The organism is Microcoleus sp. BR0-C5 (genome assembly GCF_036705045.1).
GTDB lineage: Bacteria > Cyanobacteriota > Cyanobacteriia > Cyanobacteriales > Microcoleaceae > Microcoleus.
This window is the reverse complement of record NZ_JAUBTR010000022.1, coordinates 80,759-101,844: the sequence shown is the minus strand read 5'-3', so window position 1 is coordinate 101,844 and position 21,086 is coordinate 80,759. Positions and strand designations below refer to the sequence as shown.

At 45.2% G+C, this 21,086-nt stretch carries 23 protein-coding genes, 1 tRNA gene and 1 pseudogene; 10 read left to right on the top strand and 15 right to left on the bottom strand.

The genetic code is table 11. The features are described 5' to 3' along the window. Positions 1-156 precede the first annotated feature (156 nt). The gene (locus QUB08_RS13305; protein ID WP_333225148.1) at positions 157-285 is read left to right on the top strand and encodes a hypothetical protein; all 129 of its coding nucleotides are present in this window, start codon (positions 157-159) and stop codon (positions 283-285) included. A 17-nt stretch (positions 286-302) separates the two neighbouring features. Here QUB08_RS13305 and QUB08_RS13300 read toward each other — a convergent pair whose 3' ends face one another. Both QUB08_RS13300 and QUB08_RS13295 read right to left on the bottom strand, forming a co-directional pair. Further along, positions 303-536 (bottom strand): hypothetical protein, encoded by a 234-nt coding sequence (locus QUB08_RS13300; RefSeq protein WP_333225147.1) that lies wholly within the window; start codon positions 534-536, stop codon positions 303-305. A 9-nt stretch (positions 537-545) separates the two neighbouring features. Further along, positions 546-1,781 (bottom strand): hypothetical protein, encoded by a 1,236-nt coding sequence (locus QUB08_RS13295; protein ID WP_333225146.1) that lies wholly within the window; start codon positions 1,779-1,781, stop codon positions 546-548. Positions 1,782-2,001: 220 nt separating this feature from the next. Between QUB08_RS13295 and QUB08_RS13290 the strand changes: the two genes are divergently transcribed. Then, positions 2,002-2,271: a hypothetical protein gene (locus QUB08_RS13290; protein ID WP_333225145.1), complete on the top strand. Its 270-nt coding sequence runs from the start codon at positions 2,002-2,004 to the stop codon at positions 2,269-2,271. 127 nt (positions 2,272-2,398) lie between these two features. On the opposite strand, the gene QUB08_RS13285 is transcribed toward QUB08_RS13290, so the two are convergent. Next, the gene (locus tag QUB08_RS13285) at positions 2,399-2,773 is read right to left on the bottom strand and encodes a hypothetical protein (protein ID WP_333225144.1); all 375 of its coding nucleotides are present in this window, start codon (positions 2,771-2,773) and stop codon (positions 2,399-2,401) included. 262 nt (positions 2,774-3,035) lie between these two features. Here QUB08_RS13285 and QUB08_RS13280 point away from each other — a divergent pair, with 262 nt between their 5' ends. Next, entirely contained in the window at positions 3,036-3,605 is a 570-nt protein-coding gene (locus QUB08_RS13280) for a Uma2 family endonuclease (RefSeq protein ID WP_333225143.1), read from the top strand. Positions 3,606-3,612: 7 nt separating this feature from the next. On the opposite strand, the gene ruvC is transcribed toward QUB08_RS13280, so the two are convergent. Further along, positions 3,613-4,146: a crossover junction endodeoxyribonuclease RuvC gene (gene ruvC / locus QUB08_RS13275; protein WP_333225142.1), complete on the bottom strand. Its 534-nt coding sequence runs from the start codon at positions 4,144-4,146 to the stop codon at positions 3,613-3,615. 90 nt (positions 4,147-4,236) lie between these two features. Then, entirely contained in the window at positions 4,237-5,352 is a 1,116-nt protein-coding gene (gene bchI, locus QUB08_RS13270; RefSeq protein ID WP_333225141.1) for a magnesium chelatase ATPase subunit I, read from the bottom strand. Between the two features lie 181 nt (positions 5,353-5,533). Between bchI and QUB08_RS13265 the strand changes: the two genes are divergently transcribed. The 3 genes from QUB08_RS13265 to QUB08_RS13255 all read left to right on the top strand — a co-directional run bounded on the left by QUB08_RS13265 (position 5,534) and on the right by QUB08_RS13255 (position 7,635). Beyond that, the gene (locus QUB08_RS13265; RefSeq protein ID WP_333225140.1) at positions 5,534-6,961 is read left to right on the top strand and encodes a DUF4339 domain-containing protein; all 1,428 of its coding nucleotides are present in this window, start codon (positions 5,534-5,536) and stop codon (positions 6,959-6,961) included. A gap of 111 nt (positions 6,962-7,072) precedes the next feature. Further along, a complete protein-coding gene (locus QUB08_RS13260; RefSeq protein ID WP_333225139.1) occupies positions 7,073-7,339 on the top strand; it encodes a type II toxin-antitoxin system ParD family antitoxin in 267 nt (88 codons plus the stop codon). After that, positions 7,336-7,635 carry a type II toxin-antitoxin system RelE/ParE family toxin gene (locus QUB08_RS13255; protein ID WP_333225138.1) on the top strand — a complete coding sequence of 100 codons (300 nt, stop codon included), beginning with the start codon at positions 7,336-7,338 and terminating at the stop codon, positions 7,633-7,635. Before QUB08_RS13260 ends, QUB08_RS13255 begins: the two co-directional genes overlap by 4 nt. A gap of 85 nt (positions 7,636-7,720) precedes the next feature. Here the strand turns inward: QUB08_RS13255 and QUB08_RS13250 are convergent. Continuing rightward, positions 7,721-7,793 (bottom strand) — tRNA-Phe (locus tag QUB08_RS13250). Between the two features lie 133 nt (positions 7,794-7,926). On the opposite strand from QUB08_RS13250, the gene QUB08_RS13245 reads away from it, so the two are divergent. Next, entirely contained in the window at positions 7,927-10,656 is a 2,730-nt protein-coding gene (locus QUB08_RS13245) for a phospholipid carrier-dependent glycosyltransferase (protein ID WP_333225137.1), read from the top strand. 89 nt (positions 10,657-10,745) lie between these two features. Next, positions 10,746-11,663: a cobalamin-binding protein gene (locus tag QUB08_RS13240; protein ID WP_333225136.1), complete on the top strand. Its 918-nt coding sequence runs from the start codon at positions 10,746-10,748 to the stop codon at positions 11,661-11,663. 311 nt (positions 11,664-11,974) lie between these two features. Here the strand turns inward: QUB08_RS13240 and QUB08_RS13235 are convergent, their stop codons facing one another. From QUB08_RS13235 to QUB08_RS13210, 6 genes are all read right to left on the bottom strand, one after another. Next, entirely contained in the window at positions 11,975-12,583 is a 609-nt protein-coding gene (locus QUB08_RS13235; RefSeq protein ID WP_333225135.1) for a fasciclin domain-containing protein, read from the bottom strand. A 165-nt stretch (positions 12,584-12,748) separates the two neighbouring features. Then, entirely contained in the window at positions 12,749-13,531 is a 783-nt protein-coding gene (locus QUB08_RS13230; RefSeq protein ID WP_333225134.1) for an MBL fold metallo-hydrolase, read from the bottom strand. A gap of 258 nt (positions 13,532-13,789) precedes the next feature. Next, positions 13,790-14,377 carry an aminodeoxychorismate/anthranilate synthase component II gene (locus QUB08_RS13225; protein ID WP_333225133.1) on the bottom strand — a complete coding sequence of 196 codons (588 nt, stop codon included), beginning with the start codon at positions 14,375-14,377 and terminating at the stop codon, positions 13,790-13,792. Between the two features lie 180 nt (positions 14,378-14,557). Then, positions 14,558-15,067, bottom strand: coding sequence for a diacylglycerol kinase family protein (locus tag QUB08_RS13220; protein ID WP_333225132.1), 510 nt, complete (start codon positions 15,065-15,067; stop codon positions 14,558-14,560). A gap of 161 nt (positions 15,068-15,228) precedes the next feature. Beyond that, positions 15,229-15,765, bottom strand: a complete 537-nt coding sequence (gene ybeY, locus QUB08_RS13215) for an rRNA maturation RNase YbeY (RefSeq protein WP_333225131.1) — start codon at positions 15,763-15,765, stop codon at positions 15,229-15,231. Between the two features lie 206 nt (positions 15,766-15,971). After that, complete coding sequence (locus QUB08_RS13210) at positions 15,972-16,190, bottom strand: DUF3285 domain-containing protein (RefSeq protein WP_172190724.1); 219 nt, start codon at positions 16,188-16,190, stop codon at positions 15,972-15,974. Positions 16,191-16,624: 434 nt separating this feature from the next. On the opposite strand from QUB08_RS13210, the gene QUB08_RS13205 reads away from it, so the two are divergent. Continuing rightward, positions 16,625-17,443 (top strand): hypothetical protein, encoded by an 819-nt coding sequence (locus QUB08_RS13205; protein ID WP_333225130.1) that lies wholly within the window; start codon positions 16,625-16,627, stop codon positions 17,441-17,443. A 109-nt stretch (positions 17,444-17,552) separates the two neighbouring features. Further along, the gene (locus QUB08_RS13200) at positions 17,553-18,488 is read left to right on the top strand and encodes a DUF1350 family protein (RefSeq protein WP_333225129.1); all 936 of its coding nucleotides are present in this window, start codon (positions 17,553-17,555) and stop codon (positions 18,486-18,488) included. On the opposite strand, the gene QUB08_RS13195 is transcribed toward QUB08_RS13200, so the two are convergent. From QUB08_RS13195 to QUB08_RS13185, 3 genes and pseudogenes are all read right to left on the bottom strand, one after another. Next, the gene (locus tag QUB08_RS13195; RefSeq protein ID WP_333225128.1) at positions 18,485-19,297 is read right to left on the bottom strand and encodes a DUF4058 family protein; all 813 of its coding nucleotides are present in this window, start codon (positions 19,295-19,297) and stop codon (positions 18,485-18,487) included. The genes QUB08_RS13200 and QUB08_RS13195 overlap by 4 nt on opposite strands. Before the next feature lie 151 nt (positions 19,298-19,448). After that, positions 19,449-20,234: a DUF4058 family protein gene (locus QUB08_RS13190; RefSeq protein WP_333225149.1), complete on the bottom strand. Its 786-nt coding sequence runs from the start codon at positions 20,232-20,234 to the stop codon at positions 19,449-19,451. Positions 20,235-20,279: 45 nt separating this feature from the next. Continuing rightward, positions 20,280-21,056 (bottom strand): annotated as a pseudogene (locus QUB08_RS13185) (DUF4058 family protein); the annotation flags it as partial. Positions 21,057-21,086 lie beyond the last annotated feature (30 nt).

The window sequence follows — 21,086 nt, the reverse complement described above, 5'->3', positions numbered from 1 at the left end:
GTAGGCACAGATATTTTTCCTACAGTGAAGGTATGAAAATCCTTAGTCATCAAAGCCAGAACTGCGGAATGTGGGTTAGAGATTCAGCAAGCAGAAATCATTAGAGCAGAAAAACTTCAACAAGTTCCCTTTTTTGAGGCTGAGTGGGAAATGTTTATGACTGAGATTGAGAATAAAGATTACTATGACAACTCTCTCCAGCTACTCAAACAAAGTAATGTTGCTGAATTTTGGATAAAATACCGCGAATTAGATTTTTGGCAACTCCTAAAGCTTTTTCAGTAAAGCTGCACATTCACCATTTAATCTATCCTCTCCATCACAATACAGTCAACAATTTCGTATCCCCAATTATAATGTTTATTTGCCATTTGCTTTGCCATATCATATTCACCTAAATAACAAAGTTCAGCTAACTTTTGATATCCCTCCTCTTTCTCTTGCTGCAATCTTTCCCGGCGCAGCTTTTTTCTTTGTGCTTCTGAGAGAGAAGGTCTTTCTAAACCAAATACATCTATTTCGCTAATTCGTTGCATGGTTGCCTCCTAAAAAGGAATTGATTCTACGATCTCACCGTCAACTATTTCGTAGCCCCATTCTGGATGTTCGGTGATTTGTTTTTCAACTATACTCCGACCCATCGGAGTTTTGCAAGCTTTCTGCAAAGATTCAATACTGGGAGCTTCAACAACTGAATCTGACTCTTTTTCCTCACTTTCCTGTTGTTCTAAAGTTCTGGGGGAAAGGGTGTTAACAGTCGATGGTGTGAGGGAAATTTGAGGTGCGACAGCTTCCAGTTTCTTCATGACACTTTCTTTTGTAAATTGAGGTTTTTCTGTAAAGGAAGGTGGCAGATAGGGTGTCTGCACTCCTAGATTTTTGGCTTTGAGTGCATCATCAGCAAGGCGATCGCACTTTCGCAAAAATCCCTCCCACAAATCTTTGCCCAAAACCGGGTTTCTCAAGTCAGCACGGGCTTTAGATACTGCTGCTTCTAGCGGTTCTCCTTTGTGGACGTAATACTGAATTCGCTCCTCTTCAAAAGCAGGATAAGGCACTTCTGGCTCGATTTCCCAATCCCGCTGGACTTTCTGACTTTCTCCTAACGGAATTCCGGCGATAAATTCCTCCCAAAAAGCCGAGGTTAAGCCTTTTGTCATCCTGTCAATAATGTTAAATGCCCATCCCGAAGGATTGCCAAATCCTAAATTACGTTCTTTAGCATATGCTTCTAAGGCTCGCTGAAAGTTGTGCAGTTCTTCTTGGGAATTCCAAGGGCCGCTAAATCGGTAATTAGGGGTGACAGCAACGGCTATTTGCTGGCGGGGTTGCCCAAAATATTTGTCGGTTTTAACTGCATGATTTGGGGGTGATGTTTCGGGGATTATTTCTACAGGGTGATTGTTGTTTTCCCTGGTGGTCTGTGGTATAATTCCGGCAGGATTGGATGTCCAAAAGTGATTGAGTTTTTCCTCGAAAGCGTCAATGTCCGCCCAGAGTTCTAGGGTGTCCGTGTTGGGATTTGTTAATTTTTCTTTGAGGAGCGATCGCACTTGGAGTTGCTGTATCGCTAATTCCTGTTCTTCCTGATTTAAACCAGTGGCTTTTTCTATTTCTGCGCTGTTAGTTTTCACCCATTCGCCGGAGTAGGAATGTTGTGCTTGCCATTGCAATAATTGGCACAGAAAAATACTGGCTGTGACTCCGCCGGTGATTTTGGCTAGTTTGGGATAGTAGATGGCGGGGTTTCCTAGATTTCCTAAAAATATTCCTATTTTCATTTTTTATATTCCTAATTCCCTTGAATAGTTGGGTGCTCTTCGGCGCACCTTACCTCGACTAAACTAGCATTGAGAAACTTAATATTTTCTTTAAACTCCTGTCTATTCCTGACTGAATGGAGTTTCTAGAGTAAAAACGGGGATCGCTTATTCGATCGCCTGATTGACAGGACTGACTTAAACGTAATAATAAATTATTTACTGTACAGATCCTGCCAAAATGAATCCAGAACGCCAAGAAGCTTATTTGAACTTAATCGAGCGAGTGCTTACCTGTCCCAACGGCCAAGAACCAGAAGTTTTGAGTTCCTGTTCCCATTTAATTGATGCGGGATTTGTGCAAATGCTAATCCAGATATCGGCTTCAATGGCCCGCGCAGGTGACGAAGATACTGCTAATTTTTTAGTGCAACTTGCTCGTTTGCTGGGGAAATCTTTGGGTTTGTCGCCGGATTTGGTGCCGACTGCGTACAGTAGTGCACAGGGGTAGAGAAAAAGTGCGTTAGCGAAGCCCTCGAAGAGGATCGCCTCGTTGTATCATGTTTTGAGAAATGAGGGCGATTCCCTACCCTTCGGGATAGCTTTGCTTCACCTAATTTTTAAATGCAGCTATAGCTTTACAGCTTATATTCGAGAGGCTCGCAAAACTCATTCACCCCAGTTTTAAATACATAAATAATCACCGAAGTCACCAAAATCTCCGGGCAAATTTTTGCTGCAACTAAATCTCTAAATGCTGCATTCAATTGTCCGTTTGTCAACTCTTCTTTAACCTCTGATTTGCAGATAGCAACGCGGCATCTTTTGGCCAATCCGTCTAACCAATTTTCCGAGATATTCGGTTCTTGTCCGGCTTGAATTGCTAGAGATATCGCTGCATCTTCGATATTACCTTCGCAATCTTCGATGGCGTCTAGGGCTTTTAGGGCTTCGGGATATTCGGCTAATTGTGAGCGAAATTGGGCAATTTGTTGTGAGGTAATAATCACCATATTATTTTCCTGTGTTCTCTGCTGGCGGGATAAGTTTAGCAATTAAAGTTGGTATTATAGCATTTTTTTGATTGAGGTGGGAATTGGGCGATCGAACTTAATTACATTTTCAACTAATATTTTGCACTTCGCAATAGTCGGGCTGGGGCTTAAGCCCTGGTATTAAAGCTTAAGTCCGGGCTATGAGGAGTGATGTTAAAATTGACAAAAGGCGGCGCTAAAATAGGTTTGCAGGGCTCATATTTCTAAGGAGTTAGGAAAAATGACAACCATTATTTTAAACTTAGATACTGTCGAACTAACAGACGAACAGTTTTACCGTTTGTGCCAGATGAATCGAGATTGGCAATTTGAACGGACTGCTAAAGGGGAAATCATTATTATGTCACCAGTAGGCGGAGTCAGCGGCAATCGAGAAGCCGATTTAATTGGCTTAGTTTGGATGTGGAATCAACGAACGCAGCTAGGGAGAGTGTTTAGTTCTTCAACTATTTTTCGGTTGCCTAATAATGGAGACAGATCCCCTGATGCGGCTTGGGTTAGCTTGGAAAGATGGTCTGCTTTAACGGATGAACAAAGGGAGAAATTTCCGCCAATCTGTCCTGATTTTGTCATTGAATTGCGATCGCCCCCAGACCCGCTGCGGCCGCTTCAGGAGAAAATGCAGGAGTATCTGAATAGCGGCTTGCGTTTGGGTTGGCTAATTAATCCTCAAGACGAACAAGTAGAAATTTATCGCCATTCTCGCGAAGTAGAGATTGTACAATTTCCTGTAAGTTTATCGGGAGAAGATGTCTTGCCCGGATTTGTTCTTAATTTGCCGATGATTTGATATTGCATCAAATTTTTCCTGTTTCCAACTGTATTTTCTTCGGACAAATATCATCATCGTACCAACCAGTCAAAGCCACCGCCAAAGCATCCGCCGCATCGTCCGGTTTCGGAATATAACCCAACTCCAACTCCCGCGCCACCGCCTCTTGCACTTCAGACTTATCTGCATTACCGCGGCCTGTCAAAGCTTGCTTAATTTGAGCCGGCGTAAACTCGAACAGCGGCACTCCACACTGCGCCAATACTAGCGTCAAAACGCCCCGCGCTTGCGCTACAAGTATGGTATTTCCCATCTTGTAAAAGAACAGTTTTTCGGCAATTGCTATATCAGGTTTAATCTGTTCAATTACCTCGTGCAAATCGTCGTAAATTGTTTTCAACCGCTGTCCCATTTCCTGTTTTGGCGTGGTTTGTATGACGCCGCAATCAATCATGGAAACAAAGTTTTCATCTTGCTTGCCGGGGACAATTTGACAGCAAATTGCCCCATAGCCGAGATTTGCTAAGCCGGGATCTAATCCTAAAATTCGTTTTTCCATTGCCAGAATTAGTAATTGGAAATGGGGAAGGAGGCATTAAAAATGTGGGAAATGTTTCCTCACCACCCATTACCAATTACCAATTATTAATTACCCCTCAGTTGTTTCTAGCCCGAATACTCGATCGAACACTTTAGTCACTTTATACCCCGAATCTATTGATTCTAGCGGGTCTTTCCGCAACCGGTGCCGCAAACACAGAGTCATAACCCGGCGAATATCGTCCACAGTCACCTCTGTGCGGCATTCCAAAGCCGTGAAAGCTTTCGCAGCCCGATTCGTCACCAAATCGCCCCGCAGCCCGTCTACGTCCAATTCAGCGCAAACTTGGGAGATTTTTACTCGCAACTCTCGATCGATAGTTACCGATTTTAACCTTTCCTGAGCTTCTACCAACTTTTGCTGCATTTCATCTTGTTCGCGCTGGTATTTCGCGAGAAACTCCGGCGGATTTTGGTCAAAACTCGATCGCTGTTCGACAATTTCCACTCTTAAATTCGGGTCTTTTACAGTCCGAATTTCTGCGTGCATCCCGAATCTGTCGAGCAACTGCGGCCGCAATTCTCCTTCTTCTGGATTCCCGGAACCAATTAAAATAAACTTAGCCGGGTGGCGGATCGAAATGCCTTCTCTTTCCACAGTATTCCAACCGCTGGCGGCGGAGTCGAGCAAAACATCGACTAAATGATCGTCGAGCAAATTGACTTCATCAACGTACAGAATGCCACGGTTAGCTTTAGCTAAAAGACCGGGTTCAAAAGCTTTAACTCCTTCCGACAAAGCTTTCTCGATGTCGATCGTACCGCAAACTCGGTCTTCGGTAGCGCCCAAAGGTAAATCTACCATTTGGACTTTCTTGCGGGCGATTTTAATGTCAGTTTGAGATAAAGTGCGATCGCGCACCTCATCGCTCATCAAATCAGGATCAGTGGGATGACTGTTAAAAGGATCGTCAGCCACCACCTCAATTTCCGGCAGCAAATCAGTGAGGGCGCGGATTGTGGTAGATTTACCAGTACCTCGATCGCCCATAATCATCACCCCGCCAATTTTGGGATCGATGACATTCAACAGCAGCGCCAGTTTCATCTCCTCCTGGCCAACAATTGCAGTGAAGGGAAAAACAGCGCGGCGGGCTGCGGGAGCGGTAACGGTTGGTAGAGCGCCCGCATTTAGGGTATTGCTGACTTCGGCAGTAGGACTCACAGGATAACTCAAAATATAATAATTGCTTGTTTATTGTAGGGGATAAGGGATTGTCTGGGGCGATCATAGTTGTAGGATGCCCACAAAGCACTGAGCCCCTTCAACAGGATAACGAGTACGAGTGTTTATTTTAAAAAAGTTTTAATCAACTTGGCACATCCGGCACTGTCCAGCAATTTTTATGGACGATCGCACTCCCCAGAGCGATCGGCGCGATGGGACAATATTGATGATATCCCGTCAAATTATCCCAACCATGAATAATTGGCCGAAATTCCTCCCCGATCCTACATCGTGCGCCAGAGGGTTTGCCTTAAGCATTAGCTTTTGGCTGATTGTTTCTTTACTGTGGCCCAATGCTTACTACTATTCCTACGGATTTAGCAGGATGTACTGGTACACCATCAGAAACTCTGACTGGGAATCCCCGATGGTACTTGCTTGGTTGTGCCAAATCTGGTTATTTGCTTTCTATCACTGGGGGTTAACCAAGTTTGCAGAGTGGGTGGAAATTCGCCGACACAATCAGCAACCGCCGACTGTATCGGCTTGGCAGCACTGGAGGGAAGGTGTTATAGCATTTCTCACACTGCCAGCAGCAATCATGATGGGAATTCCGGCGACTGCCCTTTTTATTCTGCCGCTCAGAAGCTCTCCGGGCGCGCTGATTGCTTTAATTCTAGGAACTGCGATCGCATCTGCTTATCTGTATCACTTCCGCTTTGCAAAGCTGCTTAAAAATCTTCTTAAATTCTTATGGATTTTCTATGCAGAGCTTCTAAAGATACTTGAACTTTTGTTAGTTCCAATATTAACTGGTACTCCGTTTTTTCTGTTAACTGTTGCGACGGCCGAAATCGTGCCAATACAGCTACTGCCGCTGACAACCTTTCTGTTAGTTATTTGCGTACTGCTAAGCGGAATAGTGGGATATGCAGCTTTGCAGTATTGGTCAGCGCATCTAGTTAATTGGGCCGCGACGTGGTGGCCCGCTGACTCTCCTGGTTACGGCCGGATTCAAGCTCGCAAAGCTTGGAAACACAACAGGACAGCAACCAGCCAATCTTTTGTTCGGCACACAACCAGTTGGCACTTAGCGGCTAACGACACTACCAACCTAATTTACCTAAACCTCATAGCGATCGTACTCGGTGCGATCGGTTTTCTGCTGTTTGGAAAGTCTTCAGAATGGTCAGAAACACAAGAAGAGATTTTAGGATCTGCCGTGGCGCTAGTGTGGGTGGCGGTGTGGCATTTCTGGGGGTGGCCGCGCGAAGTAGAAATTGCTAGAGGTAAGCCGGAGGCTAAGAAAAAGCGATCGCCCAATTCTAACTCACCCCCTCCCAATCCGGTAGAACAAGAGCTAAATCAGCTCAAAACCACAACTGGAATGAATCGGATGAAGCCTGTGAGACGATCGACCCAGCCAACTCCTGAAGTTCCTCAATGGTACGTGTTTCGCAGCGGTGAAGCCAAAGGGCCCTATACCAAATTGCAATTATGGGAGATTGAGGACATCACAGCCCGAACCAAAGTGCGGCGCGGGGAAGCCGAGTGGCAGCGCGGCGGTGAAATTCCAGAATTAGCGTCGTACCTCACTCAAAAATAAGACAGTACACGTCACCGCACGTCGATCTGCGCCCAAGACGATCGCACTGCCCAGAAAGTAGCGCTATTGTTAGAAAAGGGATTTGTGTCAGCGAGACTCCCGGAGATTTTTATGAATATTACTTTGAGTCCTGAGCAAGTGAAATTGATCGAAGCGCAATTAGCACTGGGGCAGTTTAGCTCGCCGGAAGAGGTGATTACAAAAGCCCTCCAGACTTTGACTCAAACACGCCAGCATTATTGGAAGTGGGTGGAGGAAGTGCGCTCTTCGGTGGAGGAAGCGGAGGCGGAACTATCGCGGGGTGAGGGAATCCCCTTAGAGACTGCCATCGAGCAATTGCAGGAAAAGTTTCGCAAGGCGCGAGAGGTTCAGGGATGAGCCGATGCTTTGTCTCTCCAACTGCAAGCCGAGACTTGAATGCCATTGGTGATTATTTTGTGGCGCGCAATATTGAGGCTGGGGAGCGGTTGCTTCGGGAGTTTGTCAAAAAGTGTGACAACTTAGTCAAATTTCCGAATATGGGGCGCAATTACGATCGCATTAAGTCGGGACTCCGGGGAGTACCGCTGGATGGCTATATTATCTTTTATCGGGTGGTTGAGAATGGGATCGCAATTTTGCGGGTTGTGAGCGGTTTCCAAGACTTGGAAGCAATGTTTCCCGATGAAAACTGAGCGTTCGGGGTTCCTGTACATCCGCCAAATCCTGATAGTTCAAGTTTCCTAAAAAAAAGCCCTCAACTTTGTGAGGGCTTTGCGATGCCAGGAACGAGACTTGAACTCGTGACACGTGGATTTTCAGTCCACTGCTCTACCAACTGAGCTATCCCGGCTTGTTTTTTCGCGCTTTACTATCTTAGCAGACACATACAAAATTTAGCAAGCACTTTTCTCAATTAATTTTTCGATCGCCCGGAACCGCCCACCTGTAAGCTAAAAGCTGCAACCTAAAATCCAAGAATCGCAATGGCACAGCAACATCGGGACAGCGGAAGTAAGAGTCTGCTTGTCTTGGGCATAATTTGGCTGCTGGGGGCAATTAGCGATCGCCTCTGGTTTGCCCTCGATCGATCTGTCCCGGCGTGGGATCAAGCAGACTACCTGACTAGCACCCTGAAATACTTGCAGGCGTTGCAGCATCCTCAGTGGTTTTCCGGCGAGTGGTGGACAAACTTCTGGCTGCTTTCGACGAAAATTCCGCCCTTGGCATACATCTTAACGGTTCCGTTTCTTCAGGTTTTCGGTACTGGGGGCGATCGGGCAACCCTCGTTCATCTATTATTTAGTGCAATTCTCCTCGCCTCAGTTTACAGTCTGGGCGTCCAACTATTTAACCGGCAAGTCGGTTTGTGGGCCGCTGCAATTTGCGTTTTGTTACCGGGGCTTTATCGGTTCCGCTTGCAATTTTTGCTCGACTATCCCCTCACTGCTGGGATTACTTTTGCTTTCTATTGTTTGACAATGTGGAAGGCTTCTGAAGGAAGAAGGAAGAAGGAAGAAGGAAGAAGGAAGAAGGAAGAAGGAAGAAGGAAGAAGGAAGAAGGAAGAGAAATCAAGGAAGATTTTCCCCATTCTCCGGATCTCCCCCTCTCCCCCTCCCCCAATCTCCCCCTCTCCCCCTCCCACACTCCCCCACTTTCCCCGTCGTCTTTCTTTTGGGCGATCGCCTTTGGAATTTCTCTCGGTTTATCAATATTAGTTAAACACACTACCGTATTATTTCTATTTACCCCGATAGTGTGGTTGGCTGTGGGTGCTGTGCGACAAAAAGCTTGGGGAAGATTAGGTCAATTAACTGGTGCTCTGTTGCTGTCGGTGGCGGTGTTTGGGCCTTGGGCGAAAACTAATTGGCTGTTAATTTTGACCGGGGGAAAACGGGCAACGCTCGATTCTGCGATCGCCGAAGGAGATCCGGGCCTCAATACGATCGACGCTTGGATTTACTACGGTCAACACTTACCCGAACACGTTTCTTGGCCTCTGTTACTTGTTCCCTTAGTAGGATTGATACTTTATTGGCGTCGCAGGCAAAATAGTTCGTCAATTTTTTATCTCAACTCCTGTCGCTGGCTGGCTGTTTTCTGGGGAGGAGCTTATTTAATTAATTCTCTAAATATCAACAAAGATGATCGATATGTGATACCTTATTTGCCAGTTTTATCTATTTTCTTAGCATATTGTTTAACGCTTTGGCCTTCTCGATGGGGGCGACAAATTCGCTGGGGTACAATTGGCTTGGCAATTCTGGCGATGCTGTTTCATATCTGGCCGCTGGGAGGTGCTTTTGGACATAGCTTAGTCCAAATTATCAGTCCCGGCAATTCTAGCTATCCTTACTTGGGGAAAGAGTGGCCGCACCCAGAGGTAATTGCCGAAATTATTGATAGGGAACCTTATTTGCAATCTACTTTAGGCGTGTTACCTTCTACGCCGGAAATTAACCAGCATAATTTGAATTTTTACGGTGCTTTGGCTAATTTTCAGGTTTACGGGCGGCAGGTGGGAACGAATTTAAAAGACGTGCCGCAAGATGTGCGATCGCTCTCTTGGTTCGTAACTAAAAGTGGCCCGCAAGGATCGATTCGCGAAGGGATTAAAAAGGCTCAAAATGCAGCGGTTGCTGCGATTGAAAAAGGTGATAAATTTGAGTTAGACAAAACTTGGGTTTTGCCAGATTATACTAATTTAAATCTTTATCACAAGCGGGTGCAGCCTGTTGAAATACAGCCCTTGAATGAAGGGCGATCGCAAGTACAATTAGAGCGAGTTACTGTCGCTGCAAAAGCAGTTCCCGGAGTCGCGCTGCCGGTTACTTATACTTGGTCTGGGCCTTGGCAGCAGTTGCAGTCGGGTTTAGTGTTGGTAACGTGGCAAAATCAGCAGTCTGGCGATATTCCACCGGGACAGACTTTCAGGATTTTACACGATCGCGCGATCGCCCAGGGGACTTTGCATCCGGGGATGCTGGAAGCGGATAAATTTGCTGTGGGGTTTCGAGTTGTCGATCGCACGGCGATGCTTCCTCCTGCTAATATTGCACCGGGAAATTACAATCTGCAAGCTACTTATCTAAATCGGAAAACCGGGGAAACTTATCCGATTAATGTGCCGGCAATTAGTGTTAAAATCGAGGCAGAGCCTCTGGATATGCGTTCCCAGGCAGAGCCTGGGAACGAGGATAAAGACCCTGGGAACGAGGATAATACAGATAAGCCCGAGTTAGATTTGGTAACTCAATTGCGGGCGATGGCGGTTAATTTACCCAAAGGATTGCCCGGTTTAGAACCTGTGTTCGAGCAGATTGGGCGCATCAATCAGTACGATCCAATTCAAGATTATACCGTGCAAGCGGAACAAGCGTTAGAATATCGGTTGCAGCAGGAACCAAATAATCTAGAATTGGCTTATGCTTTGGCCTTTTCTCGGGTATTGCAGCAGAATGTCAAAAGTGCGATCGCAGCCTTAGAAAAAGTCACTCAACTCGACTCAAGAAACCCTTACGCTTACGCCTATCTCGCTTTCGTACACCTGTACGGCTGGCATCCCAAAGCCGCTGAAACAGCCTTAAAACCTGCTCTCGCTCTCAACTCCAATCTACCGGAAATTAGAATTTTAAACGGTGTAGCGCAACTAATGCAAGGTAATCTCATTCAAGCATGGCAAGATTTGCAATACTTAAAAAAACTAAAAATTTAACAATCCCTTTTAGTGTGGCACGGGCGTCCCGCCTGTGCTTCTAAATCTGTAACGCCTGTGCTTATAAATCTGTAAAAAACAGAAAACCAATGAACCAACCAAGAATTGTCTCTCTAATTCCCAGTGCCACCGAAATTGTAGCACTTTTAGGATTAACCGATGCAATTGTGGGCCGTTCCCACGAATGCGACTATCCCCCAGAAATCCAAAATTTACCTGTTTGCACTCAGCCTAAATTTAATCCCGAAGGAACTAGCAGCGAAATTCACAACCGCGTGACAGAATTGTTGCAAAATGCGCTGAGTGTGTATAAAGTAGAAATAGATACTTTGGAAAAATTGCAGCCGACTCACATTATTACTCAAGCTCAATGTGAAGTCTGCGCTTGTTCTCTAACAGAGGTTGAACAAGCGGTAAGCACGCTGGTAAATAGCAAGCCGGAAATTATTTCTTTGCAGCCGAATCTGCTAGCAGAAATCTGGACGGATATTCAGCGAGTTGCTGATGCTTTGGGCGTAAATGGCAAAAGTGCGATCGACCTTTTGCAATCCCGCATCGATGCTATTACCTCGAAAACCAAAACATTAACCGTTAAACCCAAAGTAGCTTGCATCGAGTGGATTGAACCTTTGATGGCTGCAGGTAACTGGATTCCCGAATTAGTCGCAATGGCGGGAGGCAATTCGCTGTTTGGAATTGTCGGGGAGCATTCCCCTTGGTTAAAATGGGAATCTTTAGTAGAAGCTAATCCCGATGTAATTATTTTTATGCCTTGCGGCTTTGATTTAAGCCGAACTCACAGCGAAGCAATGCAGATAACTAACAACCCAGAATGGCCTAATTTGCCAGCAGTAAAAACGGGGAAAGTTTACATAACTGACGGCAATTCTTACTTTAATCGGCCGGGGCCGAGATTGGTTGATTCGTTAGAAATTTTAGCAGAAATTCTCCATCCCGAAATCTTCGATTTTGGCCATCGAGGTAAGGGTTGGCAGCTATTTTTGTAAGTACCTGCGGCTAGCTAAAGCTTGATACAGCATATTCCATGTATATGTAGTACACACAATCTTGTAGTAAGTAAGGTGCGTCGCCACCCGTCAATCTGCAAGTTCTATTTAAAAGGTCGAAGCGACGCACCCTACATATTAAAATCACACAACATAAATATAGCGGCTACTGTACTTCATCAACCACCGAATATGCTGTATATATTAATTCGGAATTGCCTGCCATACAAATAAGGACACAACATTGTTGTGTCCTTACTTCGCTTTCATTTAACCGAATCTAACATCAATTGATGCAAAAACTGCTATTTTTACATCCCATCGGGTGGCATCAAAACCTTGTCAATTACGTGAATAACGCCGTTGCTAGCTTTGATATCAGCTTTCACAACATTAGCGCCGCTGACAGTAACTTTGCCTGTGCTAACTGCCACCTTCAGCGAACTTCCTTCGACACTTTTTACATCGCCGGATTTTAGGCTAGTAGATAAAACTGAACCAGGAACAACGTGGTAAGTTAAAATCTTAGTAAGTTTGGCTTTGTTTTCCGGTTTGAGCAAATCCTCCACAGTTCCTTTTGGCAAAGCAGCAAATGCCGCATCTGTCGGTGCAAAAACAGTGAAAGGGCCTTTTCCTTGTAAAGTTGTCACCAAACCGGCAGAGCCCAAAGCCTTTGTCAGCGTCTTGAATTGAGCGTCGCCAGATGCAATAGCGACAATATCCTTAGCCTGAGCCATTGGTGCCGGTGAAGCAGCGGTTTTCACTTTTCCTGCAACTTGTGAAGTTTGAGTTGCATTAGCAACATTGGTGTTGGAGGTGATGTGAGCCCAAGCCGGGAAACCAATCAACGCGCTAGCGCCGATTATTCCTGCGAAACCTGTGAGTTGTTTCATCCAGCTAGGTAAATTTTGATTTTTCATTGCGCTTGCATTTCCTTATGAGATAAAACAGTGAACATGAAATGTTATATTAGCCAAATCTCGACAAAAGGCAAGGTTGCCAGAGGCTAAAATAGCAAGAAAATTCTCTTGCATCCCCGATCGACCAAAACTTCCTTAATATAACGCAACCTAAGAAATCTGGCATTAACCGCTAAATCTGTAACTCAAAACCTCAATCACCGAACCAGTTTGGGGTAAGTCACCAGCTTTGATCGAAATCGTGTCATTATTCAATCGGCGCACCGGCGTACCATCCATCAGCGCCAAGAATTCATCTAGTGGCACCAAATCGCACGCAGCAGCATCGGCGGCTTGGGTTTTGAAATGTGTCGGAATCACCATCTTCGGTTTGAGAAGTTGCAAAGTTTGCTTCGCTTCCGCCGGAGTGTAAGCTTTGGGCCCGCCACCCACGGGAATCAGCACTACATCGGGCCGCCCGATCAAGATTTGTTCTTCAATGCCGATCGGGCCAGCAACTCCGCCCAAGTGTAAAATCTTAACGCCCGCTTGCTGCCACAGCCAAGCCACATTGACCCCAAATCGCCTTCCTCCCTCACGGTCTTTTTCCGTCCGAATCCCTTGAATCCGCAGCCCGTTAGACCTGTAAGACCCCGGCTCGTACAAAAGGCCGGGATTGCCCGCAAATCCGTCGATCGCCCCTTCATCGAGCAACCGACTGCTAATCAGAATCAAATCAGTTGGCACTTTAGGAGAGCGATAGCCTGCCGTACAGCCCAGGGGGCGAAAAGGATTCACCAGCACCCTCGCACCGCCTCCGGCGAACAAGAAGCAAGTGTGGCCCAACCACTGAATCGACAAAGAATCAGCAGTTTGAGCTTGATAGCTTTCCCATCCAGATGGTAAACCAGTTGCTAAAGCTGCTAGCAAACCCGTCTGTGCGTAACGTATTAATTGTCGCCGTTTCATCTTGTGGTTGCGGTTATCGGGTGTTGGTCGTTTGTTGTTATATCACAAAACACCGTCAGTCGATTTTAGATTTTAGATTTTAGATTTACTTGCAGCATTGAATCTCGAATCTCGAACAGGAATCTAAAATTTGGGGTTCACCACGACAGGAGTGGGGGGCTTGTATCCTTTTTGGGGCGGTTCAGGTGCGAAAATGTGTACCCTACTCTCACCGTAAGGTACTATAAGAGCGAACCCTACAAATTCATAGAAATTCAACTAAAGTCTTTCTAAGAAATTTCGCAATAATTGCTTTCCCGAAGTCGTCAAAATACTTTCCGGGTGAAACTGTACACCTTCAATGTGCGGATATTCCCGGTGCCGCACACCCATAATAGTTCCGTCTTCAACCCAAGCGGTAATTTCCAAAACTTCTGGACAACTCTGCTTTTCAATTACCAAACTGTGATAGCGAGTTGCAATCATCGGCGATTCCACGCCCTTAAAAACTCCGACTCCTGCGTGTTCTACCTGAGAAGTTTTGCCGTGCATCAACACGGGTGCAGAAACAATTTTGCCACCAAATACTTGACCGATACTTTGATGTCCCAGGCACACGCCTAAAATTGGTAGAGTCGGCCCCAATTCTTTGATTAATTCCAGAGAAATTCCCGCATCTTCCGGCCGTCCAGGCCCGGGAGAAATCACTACTGCTGCCGGCTGCAATCGGAGAATTTCTGCTAAGGAAATTTGGTCGTTGCGGTAGACTTGCACTTCGCTGGCTACGGGCAATTCAGCACCCAGTTCTCCTAGATACTGTACCAAATTGTATGTAAAACTGTCGTAGTTATCGATGACTATAATCACGGGTTAAGTGGGATTTTAGGTTTTAGATTTTAGATTTTAGATTGACTCGCTGCCTGAAAGCAAGGGTTTGAAAATTTTAGATAGATGCCGAAGATAAAAATAGCTGCAATATGTACGAATAAAACTAAAAACCTGAAATGGGTAATCTAAAACCTAAAATTTGGCTTCCCCCATAAGTTACTAACGGGCGATCGCAATTTGAACTACTGCCCACAAAGGAGGCAGAAGAAGTGCCGCACCGACGATGATCGCAGCCATTGCCGATACCAGAACCGCTCCGGCACCGCAGTCTTTGGCAATTTTGGCTAGTTCGTGATAAGATTGCCCGACTGTCAAGTCTACCACCGATTCGATCGCCGTATTCAACAGTTCCATTGCTAAAACTATGCCAATGGTGACGCCGATCACAGATATTTCTACAGGTTGGAGTTGCAAAAATAGCCCGAGTCCGATCGCCAATGTTCCTATAACAGTGTGAATCCGAAAATTGCGCTGAGTTTCAAAAGCATAAGTCAGACCCCCCCAAGCGTATCTAAAACTCGTAGCTAAGCTAGATGCGATTTTCCAGGACAGATCTCGGTTGTATCTCAAGGGTGTGTTAGACTCGTGGACTGTTGGGCTGGAAGAGTCTTGAGGCATGGGCAGAAACTGTGCGATTCTTGATGAAATTGACGGTCGATTTAGTGTCATAAACTACCAACTTTAAGTTACAGAGATGAATGAAAGCTAGACTTTTCAAATTGACTTCATCTAGTCTAGGTAACTTTCCTAAGTTTTTACTAAAGTATTGGTTTGATTTCAGAAAGTTATGTTGGGCTTGACATGATTTGTTAAGTAACCATCAACATCAGTTATGCTGTTTGGATCGTAAGACCGATCGCCTGCAGCAATGTTTCTTGTTGATCGAGCATTTGAGTCAGACTTTCTTCATCCGGGTGATCCCAGCCCAAAAGATGCAGAAAACCGTGGGCTGCCAGCCAAGCTAGTTCGGTCTTCAGGGGATGTCCTTGCTGCTGGGCTTGTCGGTTAGCTGTATCGATCGAGATGACGATATCACCCAAGTATAGGGGTTCCGATGACTGCATTTCCTCTAGCTGAGGACAGTCTACCTCTAAAGCTGCGAAAGCTAGTACATCGGTCGATCGATCTAGCTGGCGGTACTGGAGGTTGAGGGCTTGCATCTCCGTATCGGCGGTTAAACGCAGACTGACTTCGTAGCCTGGGGCCACTGGCACATCCGCCGCCTGGTTTTCCAGCCAAACGCTAAACCAATTTTCCCAGGTTTCGGCTGCAATCTCCCCGCTGGCTGCACTCTCAGGGAGGTTGGAAGCGTCGGCTGACTGCAGGGCGTGCCCGTAACAGTCTTCGACGTTCACCTCAATTAACATTTTTTTGCTCTCCTGTCAAGGGATATATTCAATTTTTTTACAAATTCCAATGGCGCGATCGAACGGCAGGGGATTTTGCTGTTGCTGGCAAGATACAGTAATCTGTTAGAGATTGCAACAGGCAGGCAGAACAATCAGCTTAACTCCCGATTAAGAAAGATCAAAAACATCAGCAGAAATTAGAGGCTGATTGTTTGAATCCCCAATTAAGAATTGAAATAGCGATCGAGAAAAGCCAAACCCACGAGTACGCCTAAAAGTCCGGCCGCTGTCAAGGCAAAATGAAACAGAGAAGTCGCCCGCTTGCGAACCATGTTCCGCATCGCCAGCTTGACATAACTCGGTGGAGGTGCAGTGTTTGTCGGTGCTGTCGGGGTTTCGGCGGACTCTTCTGAGGCGGGAATTGCTGAGGGAGGTTGACTCATAACGGTTAGTTTAGAAGGTTAAGAGAGGGACTGTTGAGGACAGGCTCGTCCCGATATTAACAAATATGTAACGTTTTGTGTAGGCTTTTTTAGCTTTTCGATCGCCCTGGGCCCATTCAAGGGGGATTATACCAACAGATTAATGTGCGATCGCCCTGATTATCAATTCGATATTTTCTTTTCATCTTCAGATACACAGGGATAAATTAAATTCCCGATCCGTGTTCCTGTGCGCTTTAACAAAAATTTTTAAATTGTCAAGTCGCACAATCAAGCGACACTCATTTGAGTTAACTCAAATGAGTGTCACCAGAAAAAGCGACTGTTAACCAACCGCGACGGGCAGTTATTCATAGATATAGCCACGGAAAAACAGAAACAAAATTTTTCGGCTAAATAACCCAAGCTAAAAGTTAAATTACTCGGACACAAACATGGAAGTTTCCACCTTTGAAATCCTCACCGCACCGATCGCACCTGTGATGGGCATCCCTCCACAACTCATCCCAGTGGCTCGTCGAATCGTTCAGGGATACTTTCTCACCATCTCCAATCTCGAAGCGATCGACTTGCGATATCGGATTGAGTTTACCATCAGCTTACCCGTGCCGGCAGATCCTAATAAAATCTTGCTCAACAACGCTTTCTTAGTTGTTGACGTTGAAGGCACTAACATCGAGGTGCCTCTGACTCAGCAGCCAGGGAAACCGAAGGTATATCGCGCATTTTTCACAATACCCGCTCACAAAACTGCATCTGTTCAATTGTTGCCCATTTTGCCAAAAACTCTGACTCCAGGTTTGTTGGAAGTGCGCGGCTATGTCTCGCTATTTGTGCCAGCGCGTTCCATCTTTCCAAAGCCTCAACCCCAAAGCAAGAAACCAGTCAAGGTGTTATTGAATCCCGAAATTCGCGGTACTTTCTTGCCAAACGATTTCCCATCAGAAACTCGAACTTCACCGGACTTCGATCAAATTAATTACACTTTAGCGATCGCCAGTGGAAAAGGATTGAACGAGATTACGCCGGAACCAGGTAAACCAATTATCATCGATTTACCAATTGTTACCCCTATTTTGGAAGAGTTACGCAACGGTAATTTGGACTTGGCTACTTTGGAAGGAGACAATTCAGAAAAAGCTCAAATGCTAGTGCAACTGCTGGCCCAACTGGATGCCAATGATGTCAATTTGAAAGAGCTAAATACAGTGATGGATAAATTCGATATTCCTGTCAGAATGTCTCGCGGCTAGAACTGTTAAATGGTAAGTAACTGTAGGGTGGGCAATGCCCACCTTACGTTTAATTACCTTTGATTACGTTTAATTAAGCCTACTTATACACTCACTGAGCTTTATTCAAATGTCGAACTCATTTAAATTTCAGCCTGTTTCTTTTAGTTGGGTGGCTGTTCATCCGCAGCCAAAAGGTGTGGTTCAATTTATTGGTGGAACTTTTTTTGGTAGTTTACCAACTTTGTTTTATCGATATTTTTTACACCAGTTGTTTGAAGAAGGTTATACCGTAGTTGCTTTGCCGTTTAGATTTACTTTTCGTCACTGGCCCATCGCTATTGGGTTATTAAAAGAGCAGGAGATTCTGAGAACAGAACTGACCCAAATTGCTCAAAGATTAGGCTATGAAAGCGAAATTTATCAAGAACCATCGAGTTATTTTTGGGTGGGTCACAGTCTGGGATGCAAGTACATTGCTCTTTTAGAATTTTTAAGCGACGATCGGTATCCAAATATTGTGGAGAAATTCTGCGATCGCCCTGACTACGAACGGATTCAAAGGTTAATCGAAAATCTGGGCATCGACAGACCTTCAATTAAAGGCCAGCCGTCCTTATTAATTGCTCCTGATATCAGCAATACAGAGAGCGCTATTCCAGTGCGAGCGCTAGCAAAACTGTTAGACAAATTCCGCTTAGGAGTGCTACCAACCAGAGAACAAACTCAATGCTTTATTGCTAATAGTTCTCTGTTTAATTTGACTGCAATAATTTCTTTCGATCGAGATGATATTGCTGGTTCTACCAATGATATCAACAAAAGTCCAGAACAACAAAAAAACAGCGATGTACTTTGGCTCATACAACAGCTAAGTAATAGAAAATTGCCTTTAGTGAGCCAAGAAATAGAAGGCAAACATTTAGAGCCGATTGGCATCAAAATCGGTTATTATATTGTTGACCTCAATCCTTGGGATAAATTCATCAAACCTCTGAAAAGCCGATTCCTGGAATATTGGTCGGTTCATTTTTTGGATGCTTTGAAAAAGCGGTTAGGCCCTTAACTATCAGTTGTTATTTGCGATCGCCCTCTCAATCCTCTCTCCTCCAACAGAGAATCGGCCCAAACAGCATCAGTTTCGGACAGCGCAGGGACTAACTCAGCCGTATAATCGAGGGTAATGTCATAGGCGGCGCGATCGTACACTGTATTCAGCAACGCCTGTAAATCCACAATAGGCTCCACATCGCCTGCACCCAAAGGCAAAGGAAAACAGGGAATCGCATCTGGTATATTAAATAAGTATAAATCTGCAAAAGGTCTTTGATTGCCCCGACTCACCAAAATCCGATAATGGGCTGCAATATCATTGTCCAAAACCGAGAGAGGTTGCAAACCCCGCAATAAGTCAATCTCCACGAAATGAGTGCGACTTCCGAATATGTTATCCCGCTTTTCCTCATACATTTCGCGCCCTTTTCCCGGACGTTTATTAGCAGGTGAAAGCACCTCAATCACCGTCACAACTTCCTTAGTGGCCATATCTATCACCTCCAAATATCCTTCTCTCACCTCCTCAGACATCGCTAATCTGATTTTCAAAGGCGCGGTAGTTCGTGTAGCGACAGCCACATTCGATGTAGTTGAATTTCTGGGAATGGGATTGCGCTGGATAGAAACATCAGGAATCCCGACTAACAGAGATTGTTCCCCCTTAATTTCATAAATTCGCTTTTCAATCGCCACGCGATATTTTGGCACGAGTTGAGGAACCAAAGCATCTGCGATCGCCACTATCAACCTATTATGTACTTCTGGCCAAAAGTCAGGACTTTCTAAATAAGGATTCATCCCTGGAAACGGATTAGGCATTGATTTAACTCCTGTTGATTTACCTACTTAGGACTTATGCACGGGTGGCCAGAAACCGGGTTTTTGTCCAGAAGACGCGTTATAGCCCGCAAAAACCGCAAAAAACCCGGTTATGAAGGTTTTGATGCGTCCAGGACTACTACTTCTATTATCACCTTAACTCTCTTTCCCGAAGCAGAGAATCAGCCCAAGCTGCATCGGCTTCCGACAACGGGGGAACGGGTGCGGCCCTATAATCTATTCTAAAGTCATAGGCGGCGCGATCGTAAACCCCATTTAATAACCCTTGTAAATCTACAATTGGTTCCGCATCACCCGCGCGCAAATGCAAGGGAAACTGAGGAATCATATCGGGTAAATTGAAAAGGTACAAATCCGCCAAAGGCCTTTGATTTCCGCGACTCACTAAAATTCGATAACTTGCCTCAACATCGTTATCAAAAACTGGCAGAGGTTGGTAACTTCGCAGCAAGTCAATTTCAACCAGATGAGTGTGACTACCAAACACCTTTTCTCGCTTTGCTTCATACATTTCTCGCCCTTTTCCAGGGCGCTTATTTGTTGGAGAAAGCACTTCAATTACAGTCACTACCTTTTTAGTTTCAGTTTCGATGACCTGCAAATAACTTTCTTTTACTTCCACTGGCCAAGGTATTCTCACCTTCAAAGACTGGGTGGGATCAGCGGCAACGGCGACATTAGAAGTAGTCTCGGTTGTAGGAGCCAGTGAGCGTTGTATTGTGACATCGGGAATGCCAATAACTAAAGCATCTTCGCCGCTGACTTGATAAATTATTTGTTCGATATCTACTAAATATTTAGGCAGCAATTGCGGAGTTAACAAATCTGCGATCGCCACTATTAACCTATTGTGAACTGAACACCACAATTCAGGACTTTCTAAATAAGGATTCATCCCTGGAAACGGATTAGGCATTAATTTAACTCCTGTTAATTTACCTACTTCTATTATCCCCTTAACCCTCTCTCGCAACAGAGAATCGGCCCAAACAGCATCCGTTTCTGACAGCGGGGGCACTGCATCGGCTGTGTAATCAATTTCAAAATCATAACCGGCGCGATCGTATACTTGATTAATCAGCGCCTGTAAATCCAGAACAGGTTCTACATCTTCTGGACGCAAAGGCAAGGGAAATGCAGGAATTGTATCGGGAAGGTTAAATAAGTATAAATCTGCGATCGGGCGTTGATTGCTGCGGCTGACTAAAACGCGGCAGTCGCTTTTATGGGAATGTCCGAAAACTGGCAAAGGTTCCCCACCCCGCAACAAGTCTATTTCGACTAAATGGGTATTGCTATCAAATATTTTATTTCGCTTATTGTCATACTTTTCTCGACCTTCCCCCCGGCGTTTATTTGCAGGCGAAAGCACTTCAAGAACCGTGACAACTTCCTTGGTTGTCATATCGATTACTTCTAAATATCCTTCCCTAAATTCTTCCGACACTGGGATTCTCACTTTTAAAGGCTGCACAGTTCGGGAAGCGACGGCGACAGCATTAGATGCGATCGCACTTGTGGGACGGCGTTTCTGTTGGATAGAGACATCAGGAATCGCTACTAATAGAGAATTTTCACCTTTGATTTCGTAAATTCGCTTTTCAATAGCGACGCGGTATTTAGGGCGCAATTGCGGAGTTAACGACTCCTTAATCACACTAATCAGTAAATGATAGACTTCTGGCCAAAAATCAGGATGTTCTAAATAAGGATTCATCCCCGGAAATGGATTAGGCATGAGCGTACTTTCCGTTTACCACTACTATTT